At 38.9% G+C, this 15,022-nt stretch carries 13 protein-coding genes and 1 pseudogene; 7 read left to right on the forward strand and 7 right to left on the reverse strand.

Features of this window, described 5'->3' with window-relative positions; all coding sequences use genetic code 11:
• Positions 1-181: 181 nt before the first annotated feature.
• The 3 genes and pseudogenes from AWW72_RS17630 to AWW72_RS17635 form a co-directional block, all read right to left on the reverse strand.
• Positions 182-946, reverse strand: coding sequence for a hypothetical protein (locus AWW72_RS17630; protein WP_062848168.1), 765 nt, complete (start codon positions 944-946; stop codon positions 182-184).
• A gap of 385 nt (positions 947-1,331) precedes the next feature.
• A pseudogene (locus AWW72_RS19715) lies at positions 1,332-1,497 on the reverse strand (recombination directionality factor); the annotation flags it as partial.
• Positions 1,498-1,563: 66 nt separating this feature from the next.
• Positions 1,564-2,580 carry an AraC family transcriptional regulator gene (locus AWW72_RS17635; protein ID WP_062848180.1) on the reverse strand — a complete coding sequence of 339 codons (1,017 nt, stop codon included), beginning with the start codon at positions 2,578-2,580 and terminating at the stop codon, positions 1,564-1,566.
• Positions 2,581-2,744: 164 nt separating this feature from the next.
• Here AWW72_RS17635 and AWW72_RS17640 point away from each other — a divergent pair, with 164 nt between their 5' ends.
• From AWW72_RS17640 to AWW72_RS17665, 6 genes are all read left to right on the forward strand, one after another.
• On the forward strand, positions 2,745-3,785 hold the full coding sequence (locus AWW72_RS17640; RefSeq protein WP_062848169.1) for an NAD-dependent epimerase/dehydratase family protein: 1,041 nt from the start codon (positions 2,745-2,747) through the stop codon (positions 3,783-3,785).
• A 19-nt stretch (positions 3,786-3,804) separates the two neighbouring features.
• A complete protein-coding gene (locus AWW72_RS17645) occupies positions 3,805-4,734 on the forward strand; it encodes a metal-dependent hydrolase (protein ID WP_062848170.1) in 930 nt (309 codons plus the stop codon).
• Positions 4,734-5,633, forward strand: a complete 900-nt coding sequence (locus AWW72_RS17650; RefSeq protein ID WP_062848171.1) for an alpha/beta fold hydrolase — start codon at positions 4,734-4,736, stop codon at positions 5,631-5,633. The genes AWW72_RS17645 and AWW72_RS17650 overlap by 1 nt, the downstream gene beginning before the upstream one ends.
• Before the next feature lies 1 nt (position 5,634).
• Positions 5,635-6,723, forward strand: coding sequence for a saccharopine dehydrogenase family protein (locus AWW72_RS17655; protein ID WP_062848172.1), 1,089 nt, complete (start codon positions 5,635-5,637; stop codon positions 6,721-6,723).
• A gap of 15 nt (positions 6,724-6,738) precedes the next feature.
• Positions 6,739-8,244, forward strand: coding sequence for a flavin-containing monooxygenase (locus tag AWW72_RS17660; RefSeq protein WP_062848173.1), 1,506 nt, complete (start codon positions 6,739-6,741; stop codon positions 8,242-8,244).
• Positions 8,245-8,312: 68 nt separating this feature from the next.
• Positions 8,313-9,002 carry an enoyl-CoA hydratase/isomerase family protein gene (locus tag AWW72_RS17665; RefSeq protein WP_062848174.1) on the forward strand — a complete coding sequence of 230 codons (690 nt, stop codon included), beginning with the start codon at positions 8,313-8,315 and terminating at the stop codon, positions 9,000-9,002.
• A gap of 147 nt (positions 9,003-9,149) precedes the next feature.
• On the opposite strand, the gene AWW72_RS17670 is transcribed toward AWW72_RS17665, so the two are convergent.
• Both AWW72_RS17670 and AWW72_RS17675 read right to left on the reverse strand, forming a co-directional pair.
• Complete coding sequence (locus AWW72_RS17670) at positions 9,150-10,109, reverse strand: trypsin-like serine protease (RefSeq protein WP_062848175.1); 960 nt, start codon at positions 10,107-10,109, stop codon at positions 9,150-9,152.
• A 254-nt stretch (positions 10,110-10,363) separates the two neighbouring features.
• Positions 10,364-11,284, reverse strand: a complete 921-nt coding sequence (locus AWW72_RS17675) for a LysR substrate-binding domain-containing protein (protein WP_062848176.1) — start codon at positions 11,282-11,284, stop codon at positions 10,364-10,366.
• 188 nt (positions 11,285-11,472) lie between these two features.
• On the opposite strand from AWW72_RS17675, the gene AWW72_RS17680 reads away from it, so the two are divergent.
• A complete protein-coding gene (locus AWW72_RS17680; protein ID WP_062848177.1) occupies positions 11,473-12,153 on the forward strand; it encodes a hydrolase in 681 nt (226 codons plus the stop codon).
• Positions 12,154-12,380: 227 nt separating this feature from the next.
• On the opposite strand, the gene AWW72_RS17685 is transcribed toward AWW72_RS17680, so the two are convergent.
• The gene (locus AWW72_RS17685) at positions 12,381-13,787 is read right to left on the reverse strand and encodes a molybdopterin-binding domain-containing protein (protein ID WP_062848178.1); all 1,407 of its coding nucleotides are present in this window, start codon (positions 13,785-13,787) and stop codon (positions 12,381-12,383) included.
• Between the two features lie 53 nt (positions 13,788-13,840).
• The gene (locus tag AWW72_RS17690) at positions 13,841-14,902 is read right to left on the reverse strand and encodes a NucA/NucB deoxyribonuclease domain-containing protein (protein WP_062848179.1); all 1,062 of its coding nucleotides are present in this window, start codon (positions 14,900-14,902) and stop codon (positions 13,841-13,843) included.
• Positions 14,903-15,022 lie beyond the last annotated feature (120 nt).

Raw genomic sequence — 15,022 nt, forward strand, 5'->3', positions numbered from 1 at the left:
CATAATAAGCACAACCAACTTTAATATTTCCTACACTCCTTGACTTATAATTAGCCAACCACTCATACCCCCAAAAATTCATAAATAAATTTAGTAGAATAATAAAAATTACACTATAAACAAAAAAACTATAACCTATAGACTTATTCTTTATAAACTCATAATAATTTTCCATCAAAATTTACTCACCTTTAATAAATAATTTTTGCGGCCTTACTCTTTCAACCTCTGAGAAAATTTTAAAAGTTTGATTAACATAATTAACTACACCTGAAATTTGATCCATGTAATGCATTAATTCAGATGTTTTTTTAGCTTGTGACAACTTAATTGTTCGTGATGGATCATAACCATCAAATTGACAGTAAAATAAAGGTTCACCCCGTTTTAGAATTAAATCTTTAGAAGTATCATGCCATTCAAATGCCCACATCAGTGGACGAGGCCAGATATGGATCGGAAAACGTCCGCCAAAAATTGTGCCTGGTAATGGATTTTTACGGTAATGGCCAAAAGCATCTAATTGGGTGATATATACAACTTCATCAGCAATAAAACAGTACGGAAGCTTAAGCTGTAAAATTGGAACTTTAGGAGTTCGCCATTCATTCTCATTGGTAATTGTGAGTAGTTCTCTCAATTTATTGGCACGCACAGGGGACTGATCACCTAATACATTAACTAAAGTTGGTTTGCCTTGCGCATCCCTTACAAAACGTAAATGAAAATCAAATGGACAATTAACTACAAAGTAACGGCTTTCTAGTTGTAAAACAGCGGGACAGCGACTCGCAGATTTAGCATGCTTAGTTTGAGACTGTGAACGCATCCGATACGGCGCATCATAAAGTAGTGCTGCTTTCTCCTCTATTAAAAACCAACCAACCTGAATCGGTCCTTCCCCAACATTTTTTTGATCATCTTCAATTGTAAAATTAATGTACATTTTAAGCTTTGTTTAAGTTTTAAATATGTCCAAATATTACTACTTATTTGTGTTTTTTTAATACAGAATCGTCTATATATTTTTGATTTCCCGATCAAAACTAGCTCAAAAAAAGTGACTTTAATCACTATAATTTACAAAAAGTTCTCGCCAGTTTTTTTAAAATATTTTTTCAGTAAGATATAGAATGAAAGCGAAGCCCAAAGTTTTAATAAATAGGTAAAAATCCAAAAACTTTCATTTTAAAAAGTTTTCGAATTTTGATGGGATGGCGTCAGTTGAACCAAGTCAATAACATACTGTTTTATTTAAATTTCATTTTCATACAACTTAAATTCACCCAATTTTAACCCTTTATCTTTCAGAATATCCTTAGTATGGGTCTTTGCTCTGTTTTCAATTCTTCCGTGTAAAACTCATCAACAATATCCCCCCTCTTCAACACCCACTTCAAAGTTAGCATTGCCATAGCTCTATCGTGCTACATGGTCCAAAGCCTCCTGATAAAATCCTGTTGCCTTAATTTGCTCATCAATCTGCTTAGCTGAGCTATTTTTTAATAAAACAATTTCTTAGTATGAAACTTAAGTAACAGTATTATTGCTATTATTTAATAGCTAATTTTCTCGTAAATTACGATATTGTTTGGGGGTCTGCTGAGTCCAACGTTTAAATGCACGAGTAAAATGCGTAACATCTGAATAACCTAGTTTTTCTGAAATATAAGAAATACTAAACTCATGATTATTTAATAATTTTTTTGAAAAACGTTCGCGTACTTCATCCATCAGTACCTGAAAGGTTGTACCCTCTTTCGCCAGTTGACGTTGCAGGGTTCGTTCTGTCAAATGTAGCTTATCCGCTACATCTTTCATTTTGAAAAAACCCTCGACTTCATCAAAAAGTAATTCACGTACCAAAGCAGTCAATGGATTTTTTTCCCCACGTTTTGCCGCTAATTTATTCAAATCATGTTTGCACTGTTCACGGGCCAAACGAGCTGCCAATGGATCAGCCATGATCAAAGGCAACTCTAAATATTCTTCAGGAAAAATTAAACGATTATTTTCTTTATTAAAATTTATCACACAAGGCAATAACTCTTGTACTTGCGATAAAAATGATGGTTCAAAGTAGTTCAGTTCAGCCTTGATTACTAGGTCATTTTGTCCAGTAATTGCCTTCGACATTTGAGCAAACCCCACCATTAGAAAGGTCATACCGACAATTCCCATCTTAAAATTTAACATCGGCTGATCTAAATACAATGAAGCAATACCATTGTTTGTTTCAAGACGTGGTTTTAACGCCGGACAACGTAAACCAATAAACTGCTCCATCACATTTAAGGCTTCACCCAAATTTTGTGAAACCATTGCTGCCATTCCAACTGAACCATGACAGGAAACCGTCATTTGCAATCCCAGATATACCCCCAAGGCGGGTTCGTTGGTGAGTTCAACTGCGCGATTGATCACGTTATTAAAAATATCGAAATCCAGATACCAGAAAGGTTCAGATAACTGTTCAACACCGATACCACTTCCCTCCAAGAGTTGTTCTGGAGAGATATCCAAGCGTTGTACAACATCAGCCATCAAGCTGACATAGGTTCCAGGTAAAGACGGATTCACAATCATCCTCTCAGCAATATCTTACACAAAATGTCGTAAAATGGTCAAAACTGTCATTTCCAGAACTATGACACAGATCTTCGATTCGGCATAGTAGCAACAATCAGATTGTCACATTTTTATCCGTCTCCCTTGTGATAAAAATTTATAAAGGTTGGTGAAATATGAAAGCTCTTGTTACTGGTGGTGCTGGTTTTATTGGTTCACACATTGTACGTACATTGCTGAATGAAAATTATGAAGTTCGTGTTTTGCATTTGCCTCAGGAAAAACTCACCAACCTTGATGGTCTAGATGTTGAACTGATTGCAGGCGATATCACTGATCCAGTCAAAATGGATCAAGCTGTCGCAGGTTGTGATCTGGTATTTCATACCGCTGCCATTTATGCATTATGGCTACCTAAACCAGAACTGATGCGCAAGGTCAATGTAGAAGGCACCCGTACCGTTCTCAATGCAGCGAAAAAAGCTGGGGTTAAACGTGTGGTTTATACCAGTACTGGTGCATGTTTTGCTGGACAACCCAAAGGGATTCAAGCCACAGAAAATAGTCCTTTTGCTTTAGGTGCAACGGGTGATGCCTATGTACTGACTAAATTTGAAGCTCACCAAGTGGCTTTACAATTTGCAGCAGGTGGGCTGGATGTCGTGATTGTCTGCCCGACAGGTCCAATTGGTCCTCAAGATATTGCTCCAACCCCGACAGGAAAATTATTACTGACCATTGCCCAGATGCCTGCTCTTGCTGTCCCAGGTGCCATCAACAATATGGTCGATGTTCGAGATGTAGCCAAAGGTCATGTGTTGGCAGCCCAGAAAGGTCAAGCAGGTGAAACTTACATCCTTGGCAATAGGGACTTAGATGGTGTAGCCATGGCAAAAACCGTCCACCATTTATTGGGAATCTGGCGACCTGTGATGACCATTCCAAGCTTGGTTGAAGGTGTTTCATCACAGTTGGCAGGGCATGCAGCTTTATGGGTGACTGAACACATTACTCACAAAGCTCCTCTAGTCACACCATCAGCAGCAAAAATTGGACAATTAGGGACTTCTTTTAATTGTACTAAGGCTGTACAGGAATTGGGGCTGCCCCAAACGCCTGTTGAAATTGCTGTGCGCGATGCCTTGCAATGGTTTGCAGCAAATGGCTACATCCAGTCACGTAGCTTAATCAAGAAGATTGAAAATATTTCTCTGTAAAGCTTACAGGAGTAACGATATGAACCAATTTATTGACCATCACATTGTCGCAAGAAAAATTCTTTTTGACTTTAAAAATACCCCAAGACATTGGGTACATGGTGACCCATTTGCGACACATATCATTAATGTACTGAATGTAGCGATTACACCAATTGAACACTGGTTCTGCCGTTTGGCAAATAAGACCTTACCCTATGTAACAGATCCAAATCTGATTGCGGATCTTAAGGGATTTATTGCACAAGAAGCTGCACATGCGAATGCACATAAAGGTTCAGACATTTATTTTAAAAGCCATGATATCGACACGGCTGATTTTAAAAAGTTTGTAGACTGGGTGTTTAAGAATGTTCTCAGTGATTCGCCTTTCGGCACAAACAAGTTTTTAAAATCGCATGAAAGGCTATGGCTTGCCTACCGTATGGGCATGATTGCTGTTTGGGAACATTATTTCTGCTCCTTTGGTACTTGGGTGCTGGATGCCAAAGGTCTTGAAGGTTCTGATCCGGTGATGCTGGATATTATACGCTGGCATGGCGCTGAAGAAGTGGAACACCGTACTGTGGCATATGATGCTTATCGTGCACTGGCAGGAGATGGCATAAAATCTTATATTCTACGTCAGGCCAGTGCAGCAACAGCATTTCCAATCATGGTCATCGGCTGGTTAGGTGTTGGTTATTACTTATGTATGATCGATAAATCTCCTGAAGCACAGAAAATCGCACAAAATAAAAACCCGCTTAGTTTTGTATGGAAATTCCATCAGGCTTCCAAGCTTGATCGCTTACCTAAAATCATGAGTGTTTTTAAATCATTAAAACACTGGTCATCTTTCAGTTATCACCCAGAACATGATGGCGATGTTGCTAAAGCTTTAGCCTACATTGCAAATTCACCTGCTCACCAATTAATGAGTATCAACAGTAAGCTGGAAAAAAGGTAATGCAGCCACTAATCTTAAAACGTGATGGCTTGACCTTACACGCCCATTTGTATGGTGATCCTAAACACCCTTTGGTGGTGCTATTACATGGTTTTCCAGATACACCGCATTGCTGGGACAAGGTTTACCCTGTGCTTGTCAATGCGGGATATCAGGTACTAGTGCCTTGGCTACGTGGTTATACACTGGATTCGGTTCATACCGATGCACACTATGGCTTGGCATCAGCCACCACTGACTTAAAAACATGGGTAGAAAAGTTAGGTGCTCGGCAGTTCCATTTAGTTGGACATGACTGGGGGGCAGCCATTGCCATGACCTATGCCAGCCAATACACAGCATCACTCTACAGTATGAGTTTACTGGCAGTTCCACCAATTCCGGCCCTAAAAAATATTTTAACCAACTTAAAATATTTTCCGAAGCAACTATATATGTCTTCTTATATGTTGCTGATGCAATCGAAATTTGCCAAAAAAATCTTATCCCAACATCGGGCTGACTTTGTCGAAAAAATCTGGAAAAAATGGTCACCAACCTGGGCGTTTACTGAAGCAGATTTTGCCGCCACACGTCAAGCATTTAGCCAGCCTCAAATCGCTTGGGCTGCCACACGCTATTATCGCAACCTATTTGTGATTCATCATCCCATTAATTTTAAAGCTAACCAGCATTTGCTCAGTCAAATCAAAGTGCCAACACTGGCTTTAGCTGGGTTGGATGATGGTTGCATGAATATTCAATTACATCAGGCATTGGCTCAAGCCAACTATTTTCCTCAAGGCTTACGCAGTATTCATTTACCCAACTGTGGGCATTTCTTACAAGCAGAGCAACCCCAGCGCGTTGCTGAGCTGTTACTTGAACATTTTCAAAAGATAATGAACAAGGAGATATAACATGACTACAAATGTACCAACCTCCAAATGCAAAACATGGCTGCTATATGGTGCCAATGGCTATACAGGTGAGTTGATCGCTAGACATGCTTTTAAATTGGGTTTAAAGCCCATATTGGCTGGACGCAGTGCTGAGAATTTACTCCCGATTACAACTAAATTGAAACTCCCTGTTCGTATCTTTGATTTGAATAACCCGTCTGACCTCGTGAATCAACTTGATGATGTTGATTTAGTGCTCAACTGTGCAGGACCTTTTTCTCTTACCTCAAAAGCTCTAGTTGAAGCGTGTCTTAGTAGTAAAACACACTATTTAGATATTACAGGTGAGATCGATACATTTGATTATGTGCTGGCACAACAACAACGCGCAATTGATGCGGGAATTGTTTTATGTTCAGGGGTTGGTTTCGATGTTGTACCGACAGATTGTATTGCCAACACCCTTAAACAAGCTCTCCCTGATGCAACTCATTTAGAGGTTGGGTTCTCAACCCCTTTAATTTTTTCCAAAGGAACACTCAAAACGGTGATTGAAGGATTGCCACTGGGTGGAAAAATCCGCAAGCATGGTCAATTGGTGACCGTACCACAAGGTTGGGGGGCTAAACGAATTAATTTTGGTCAAGGTAAACAATGGGCAACTACCCTACCACTTGGTGATGTTGTCACTGCATTTCATAGTACCCAGATTCCCAATATTCGTTATTACGCTGCAACTCATCCTGCCATGCTAACGACCATGAAAATCAGCAGATTATTCCATATTTTCTGGCAACAACCTTCCATCATTCGCGGATTACAAAAACTGGTCGATACGACTATTACTGGTCCATCACAACAGCAGCGGGAGAATCAAACCGTCTATCTATGGGGACAGGTCTTTAATGCAGCAGGTCAATCCAAAATAGCAACTGCCCAGCTCAGTAGTATCTACCAAACCACAGTTCATGCTGGATTGGCAATCACCCAACATTTGTTAAAGCATTCAATTAGTTCAGGTTGTTATACCCCAGCACAACTGATGGGTACAGATTTTATTAGCACCTTACCTGAATGTAGCCCTATCACGATTAGTTCTCCAGCTTAAAGCTCAGGATGTCTTATGAATAAAGCAGTTAAACCGTCCAAACCAACTCAATTAGTTGATGTATTGATTATTGGCGCAGGTCCATCTGGACTGAGTACCTGTATTAAATTAAAGCAACAAGGCATTAAAAATGTCGTTATTCTGGATATGGCAAACCGCATTGGAGGTACTTGGGCACTAAATGATTACCCTGGTCTGTTCTGTGATGTCCCAAGTGAAATGTATTCTTTAGGCTTTGCACCTAATCCAAACTGGTCTCGTACCTATGCACCTCAGGCAGAAATTCGCCAATATCTAGATGATGTTGCCCATAAGTTTAATATCGTGAATCAAATTCAGCTTAATACCGAAGTGATTGAAGCTCGATGGGACAAGGCACTTAATCGCTGGATGATCACCACACGTGATGGCAAACAATTCAGTGCAAAAATCTTTGTTCCTGCAACAGGTTTCATTGGTGAAGCCAAAATGCCAAGCTTTCCAGGACAAGATCAATTCAAAGGCACCATGTTCCATTCAGGTAAATGGAATCATGAATATGATTTAACAGGTAAACGTGTTGCTGTGATCGGTAGCGGTGCATCAGCCATTCAATTCTTACCCGCGATTCAGCCCAAAGTCGGTCATTTATACAGTTTCCAGCGCACCCCATCTTGGGTACTACCGAAACCTGATTTTGCTGTTCCAAACATTGTGAAAACAGTATTTAAAAAAGCACCTCTACTAGAAAAAGCCATCCGTGAAAGTGCATTGTGGAGTCTGGAACCTTCTTTACCAGTCTTCATGAATGTAAAGATCATGGAAAAACTACAGGTACTCGGTAAACTGAATATCAACCTGAGCATCAAAGACCCTGAAATGCGTAAGGCCGTTACGCCTACGCATACCTTAGGTTGTAAGCGTCCGATGTTTTCGAACAACTGGTACGATGCACTTGTTAAACCCAATGTATCAGTGCTCTTTCAGGGCTTATCACACATCACTGAAAATGGTGTAGTGGGTGAAGATGGTAAAGAGATCAAAGTGGATACCATTATTTTTGGTACTGGTTATGCTGTTGCCGAACCTGCAATTTACAAGATTATTAAAGGTGTCGATGGCCGTAGCTTAAGTGAAGTATGGCAACGTCAACCTCGTGCCTATATGGGGATATCAATTCATGGTTTCCCAAATATGTTCATGATGCTAGGACCCAACTCTCAGAATACAGTTGGCTCAGTGATGTGGACGGCTGAACAACAGTCCATCTATATTTCTAAAACCATTAAACTCATGCAAAAGCGACATCTGGACCGTATTGAAGTCAAAGAAGTTGTGCAAAAACACTTTAATGCCAGCATTGACAAACGTCTAGCAAAAATGCCCGTCAGAGCTGATATTTGTAAAAGCTACTATCTGGACGATGCAGGACGGAACCATATCATCTGGCCAGAGTTCGGCTTTGTGATTAAGCACAAACTGCATCACGTTAATCTAAAAGACTACAAGACTGAATCAAAAGTGATCAAAGTCTTTGCTTAAACCCTCTACCTAAGTCTGACCTAATAGTCAGACTTTTTTATTCGTCTCTGAGATCAAGAAATATACTTATGCAAATGATGCAATTAGAACAACATGATCAGGTCTATGTGCTCACACTGACCAATGGTCAACATGGTAATAGCTTAAACGATGCCGTCATTCAGGAATACTTGGCTGTTTTTGATCAAATCGAAGCAACCCGTGAGGATGCAAGCTTAATTATCACCAGCAATGATCCAAAAACCTTTTGTACAGGCATCGATTTGCCGTGGTTAATGCAACAAGAAGATGCCATGGGCTTTATCCATCGTCTGGAAAATTTCTTGATGAGACTTGGGTTACTTAATTTACCCGTCATTGCAGCCATCAATGGTAATGCCTATGCGGGTGGAGCTCTGATCGCAACTGCATGTGATTTTCGTATTATGCGGGCGGATAAAGGACGCTTTTGTTATTCCGAACTAAATGTCAAATTACCGTTTACTGCTGGATTATTGGAAACTGTTAATCTACTTCCATGCCCTGATGCTGTGTATGAACTTTCCCTCACTGCAGATGCCTGGGGTGGTGACTATTGTCTGGAGCGAAGAATTGTCAATCAGCTCTCTAGTGCAGAAAACCTCATGCAAGATGCTATGACCTTTGCACAAAAAATGGCGACTAAAGATCGTGCGACTTATGCACAAATCAAGCACGGTTTGAGAGCCAATTTACTTAATGCAGCGCAACAACGTCATATTCAACCCTCTCATTCGTAAATATAGATGCAATGATTCTAAAGTTCTGAAAATAGATCGGTGAAGTGACGTATATAAATGTATCTAATATCCTATTTATATAAAACATGCTGTATATGATCATACAACATGTTTTTGATCAAAAGATTACAATATCAACTGATATCATTAGAAACCAAACAATGAAGCCAGCCATTTCAATAAGCTAACAAATATATTATCTGCTGGTTTTGGCTCTTCCACAGGTTGTGGTGCTGGTGTAATCACAGGTGGTTGTGTTGGCGGTGGTGTCACTACTGGTGGCTGAACTGGTTCGACTGGCGTTGTTACAGGAGGTGGCGTGGTCACTGGCGGCTGTGGCGCTGGAGGTTGAGTGCCCGATGATGACCACTTGGTTAATACCTTATTAATTTGATTACTATATTGGCAAATTACCGCCCCATATTTATCCGATCCAGCAATCCCATTATTGATCCCAACCAAAGTATTGTCATCAGATAACCATGGACCACCTGAATCACCAGCATTCATTGATGCAGTTGCTTTGTAATATACACCGCGTGCCAATGGTGAAGCTCCAACATCACGAATATTCACATAGGATGTTCCATATAAGTTAGCAGCCAAAGCAGCGCCTGTACTACTACGTCCTAAATATGCGGTAACATCACCACGTCCAATATGTTGTCTTGCCTCAGCTTGTGTACATTGTGCCGGAATTTTGGCAATAGTTGCACCACTGCTACTGCTAATTGGCTGAGACAAACGGATCAATGCCATATCCACATCTGGGATCTCAACCCACCCCTCATCCTTTTTAAAAGAGATGGGGTCCGCTTGCGATAAAAAGCTAGCACCATGGTATGCAGTTCCACCCAGTGTATAACCCTGATTGGCACTATCACCCCATACCGCACCTGTACAATGTGCAGCGGTTAAAACCACATCATCACGAATTAAGACCCCACCACAAGTATTTCCAGATGTTTGAGAAAATAACATGAATGGCTTTGTCACAGTAAATTCTAATTTTACAAATGAGCTTGAATTATCTGCTGCAAGTACACTTAAACTGCTTATAGACAGCGCAATCGCACTTGTAACCCCCAAAATATGTTTCTTATACATGCCGATCTCCTTTAGATAAGTAGCAAAATCTACGAATAATCACCGAAATGGTTGTTTTTGATAAATAAATCACATGCTTTATTGTTATTTATCTGGCAAAGCTTAATCGGTTAATTTTCGCAGGAGAACTTCATTTCACGACACAAATGATCATTTTACGACATATTCAAATATTAAAAAATAATCATATTTATTTCAAATACTTAAAATATATCATTAGGTGTAAAAAACATCATTTTTTTGTAATTATTGCATTACTGATAGCCCAATTTTTTCTGGTCAAGTAATGCAAATTGCTCCTCCAGATAATCCAACAACTTCTTAATCGCGGGCAATAATCCTTTTCTGGATGCATATGCAGCATGCACAATGCCGCTGGTTAGTTGCCATTCAGGTAAAATCATGATTAACTCCTTACGCTCAATATATTCATGTGCCATCATGATGGGTAAGGGTGCAATACCCAAACCATGAATCACCGCCTGTAATACCCCAGTCATATCATTCACAATGAAGTCAGGATCATGCTGAAAATGTACAGTTCCTTGTTCTGCATGATGCAACACCCATGCATTTTGCTGTTCTGCATTGCCTAATCCAATCGTTCTAAATTGGTGTAATTCATCTAAAGTACGTGGTATAGGCTGAGTAGATAAGACCCGTGGATGTGCAACCAGACATTGAGCACTGGTCACAAATTTTTTCATAACCAAATCACTGTCTTTTAATGGCGGATAACGTACCCGAAATGCGATATCAATTCCTTCATTTAAAACATCAACATTGCGATTCGTTGCATCTATATAAATTCTGAGTTTGGGATATTGCAACATGAACGTGGTTAAAAACTCGCCCATGTGATAATGCAATAATGCAGGCGGACATGAGACACGAATGATTCCACGAGGTTCAGTCCGATTGAGATCAATAAATTCCTGTGCATTTTCTGCGTCCATTAATAATGCATGACAGTAATGATAATACTGTTGCCCAATTTCCGTCACACTGAATTTTCTGGATGAACGATGTAATAAACGTACCCCTAAGCGTTCCTCAAGCATCTGTATCCGTCGGCTTAGCTTTGATTTAGGAATGTCCAGTGCCCTACTCGCGGCAGCAAATCCCTTAAACTCAACAATTTTTGCAAAATAATACAGATCATTTAAATCCTGCATTGACCGCCCTCTTATTGTTCAGATCATAGGACGCTAAAACTCAATTTCAGTAGCTTTCCAATGTTCTGTTTCGTTATATCTTAAATAAACCAAGGGTAAAGAAGCATACAAAATAAAACACAACCATTTGTTTTATAAAATCTTACTTTAAAACCCAATATGATTACCTACATAAAGTGGAGCATAAAATGACTACCCCAGCTAATTTTAATGGTAAACCACCTGTTATCGATCCAAACAATGTTGCCATGTTGTTGATCGACCACCAAAGCGGTCTATTTCAAACGGTACAGGATCTTTCCGTTCCTGAACTTCGTGCCAATGTTGTCACGCTTGCTAAAGTTGCAACCCTATGTGACATTCCTGTGATCACTACAGCCTCAGTCCCTCAAGGTCCAAATGGTCCTCTGATTCCAGAAATTCATCAATTTGCGCCCCATGCTCAATATGTTGCACGTAAGGGTCAAATCAATGCCTGGGATAATCCTGATTTTGTAGATGCAGTGAAAGCAACTGGCAAAAAACAGCTAATTATTGCAGGTACCATCACCAGTGTATGTATGGCTTTCCCAAGCATCAGTGCAATTGCTGAGGGTTATCAGGTCTTTGCTGTCATCGATGCATCAGGTACTTACTCCAAAATGGCACAAGAAATCACTTTAGCCAGAGTGGTTCAGGCAGGTGTTGTGCCTATAGATACGGCTGGAGTTTGTTCTGAGTTGCAAAAAACATGGCACCGTGCGGATGCAGCAGATTTTGCAGCAGCATACAGTGCAATTTTCCCACATTACCAATTACTGATTGAGAGTTATCAAAAAGCTCAGGAAGTCATTAAAAACAATGAGCAGCTAGATTCTGAAAGAGACTAATTGATTTTATTAAATCTTAAGATGCCTAATTCATTTTACTTGGGCTGGCATGAGCAAAAAAAAGTTATAGTGAGATTAGGTAAAATCTTTTAGGGCGTTTAAATCACTTATTTCAAAGCGGCTATAATGATTATTACGAATTATTGAGCTCCACTTATTACCTTGCGAGTAAAAAACCATAACTGTATTAGTTATGGTTTTTTAATTATCCCAAATTCAATATAAAGTTAGTCAATTTTTATAAAATAAACATTTTCATCAACTTGGATTGGTTGTTCTGAAAAAGGAACAATAACAATACAGTTTGCAACCAGAAAAGGTTCTATTTGATAAGCATGCTGCTTTTCAACTATCTCTAAGTCATACTGACCATCATCATGAAGTTGATATTTGCCCCATACTAGTCTCTTTTGAACAGTATCTGTTTCAATTATTTGTTTAGTGCGACCTTTTATAAATATTTTGTTGAGAAAATCTGGATCATATTTATTTAGAATATACTTCACCATGAAATGCATAAGTAAGGCAATGTCTTGCATATCACCAGGTAGATTAATGATCGTCGTTTTATCTTCTGTGATAACGGTCTTAGAGCCTCTAGAATTACCTTGATCATCGATGAACGGTACGATCTCACGCACTTCAGGAGTTCTAGGCATACTTCTAATAATACCCATTTCAGCAGCAGGAATAGAGCGTGTTTGGAAATTTGAGGTCATACTGCCAGGATCAAAAGTCGTTAGTCTACCGATTGAAAATACTGATCCACCAATGTTCTTGTGAGAACAGATAATCATTACATCAAAATTTGGAATATGTTCTTCAAAAAAACGATTATAACTTTCCCAATCAGTTGTTAATGTCTCATCTAAAGTTGGGTCTTTCTCTTTCTTACGGCTATTGTATGCTGAATCATAACGCTGTGGCTTAAGTTGCTTTATCTCAACGTTATCGTAACCCCACGTTTTCAATACGTCTTTAACGTACAAGCTTTCTTCACAAAATGAATGCTCCTCATCAAAGGAATGCATACTCACAACCATAATTCGTGGATTTTTATAAATTGTGATTTCTTTAATTCCAGAGCGTCTGAGTGCAATCAATTTTTCTGGTGTGATCTTTTCATTTTTAGCTAAGATTAGATCACCTTGTTGAATTACGCTGCCTTGCTGGATAACGCCTTGCATTGTAGAAACAGGTGCTATAATTTTTTTATTATCATAATCAGAAATATCTAAACGCTTATCTTCTTCTGCAATAACAGCATCAACAGATTCAGGTAATTTTGTATATTGTGGAATTCTGAGTAGATTTTTTCCACTCAAATCCAGCTTATATGGGTTCACTGAACGATAAAGTTGCGATCCCCAGCAGTACAGGTTATCGATTAATATTGGTCGCTCTTTACTTGCAGCTTGAGTTGATTCTGAATTAATAGCCCAACCGGTGTAAGCAGATATGTTATGAATTGGATAGTCTTGTAAAGCATGAATATCAGTTGCATTTACTTGATTAAGTGCCATTTCTAAGTTTACAGTATCCTTTAGTTCCCCCAGAGGAAGCTGCATAAAAAGGCGATAATAAATCGTGGTCAGATCATATGGAAGATCTTCAGGTACGGGAAGTTTACGCATAAGTATAAATCCAAGAGGTAGCTCTGATTTGAGATACCTCTTTAAATGAGTCATTAATCAACTTTTAAAAAGAATTCATCTTGATCTAGCACTCTTTCCGCACTAAAAAAAGCACCTAAACGAGCACCTGCTCTCCGATTATCAGAGGCGTCAATCTTTTTCACGGAAGCATCTGCTCCACCTTCAACTGTTGCCGCAAATGGAAATTCATCACAATCGCAATCCGTTGCAACTTCATCAGAATCACCTGTAAAGAAGCATTTCGAACCCACAGTTGGACCATATTTTACCTTACAGTTTTTGACGGAAATGGCTCGATGTTCTTTGCGTTTTCCTGCATCTCTAAGACGATGTAAAGGTCTTGAATTTGTCGTTCTAAATAATGAGTTTGGTGCACTAGCAATAAACTCCCCCGGTTGTCCTGCTAAAAAGGCTTCTTTAATATGCTTTGCAGATTCATCTACATCAGGATCAGTAAGTTTAATTGTGGTCATAATCGCTGGTGCATTGGGATAGACACAGCCCTGTGTATTTAATTTGGCCTTCCCAATATCACATCTTACACTAGGATTATAAAGGCCTGGGTCCAAATAACCTGCATTATCAAAAGATTCTTTTACTTTTGCAACCTGAAAACTAACACTGGGAGATAAAAATAAAGGATTTGATGTTGCAAGAGATGCTTTTGAGGGTGTAAATGTGGTAATTGACTCTGCAGATAAACCATTAACTAAATTAATAGGATTACCATATACAGTTTTTACAGTACATTCATAACAATATAATTCCGGACGTACTTTTACAGATTCACCAGGCTTTCCAATAATTTGAGTACGTAATTTATATTTATAAGTCCAGGTTAATGCATTTTTTGGATTATCAGAATAAACATATGCAGTAACTTTTGCCGTACCGACATTTAGCCCTTGTGCATCAGTTAAAGCTATTTCTCGCTGTTCTGACATTAGACAATGTGACCCTCTACTTATAAAACTATCAAGATCTTTACCGACTGTTTTACAAATTGGTGATACATCTAAAGCACTCGCTGCGTAACTACTAGATGCTATAAAAAAAGCACCTATGGCCATTATATATTTAGTTATATTTAACATGAATTTTCCAATATTTTAGTAAAAAAATTTCAAATAATTTCCTTTAAATTATTTGAAATTAGAACAAATAATAAATAAAAAAATTATAAAGTAAATTTATTTGTTAAAAATTATTAGTTT

This window comes from Acinetobacter sp. NRRL B-65365 (assembly GCF_001605865.1).
In the GTDB taxonomy this organism is placed as follows: Bacteria; Pseudomonadota; Gammaproteobacteria; order Pseudomonadales; family Moraxellaceae; genus Acinetobacter; species Acinetobacter vivianii.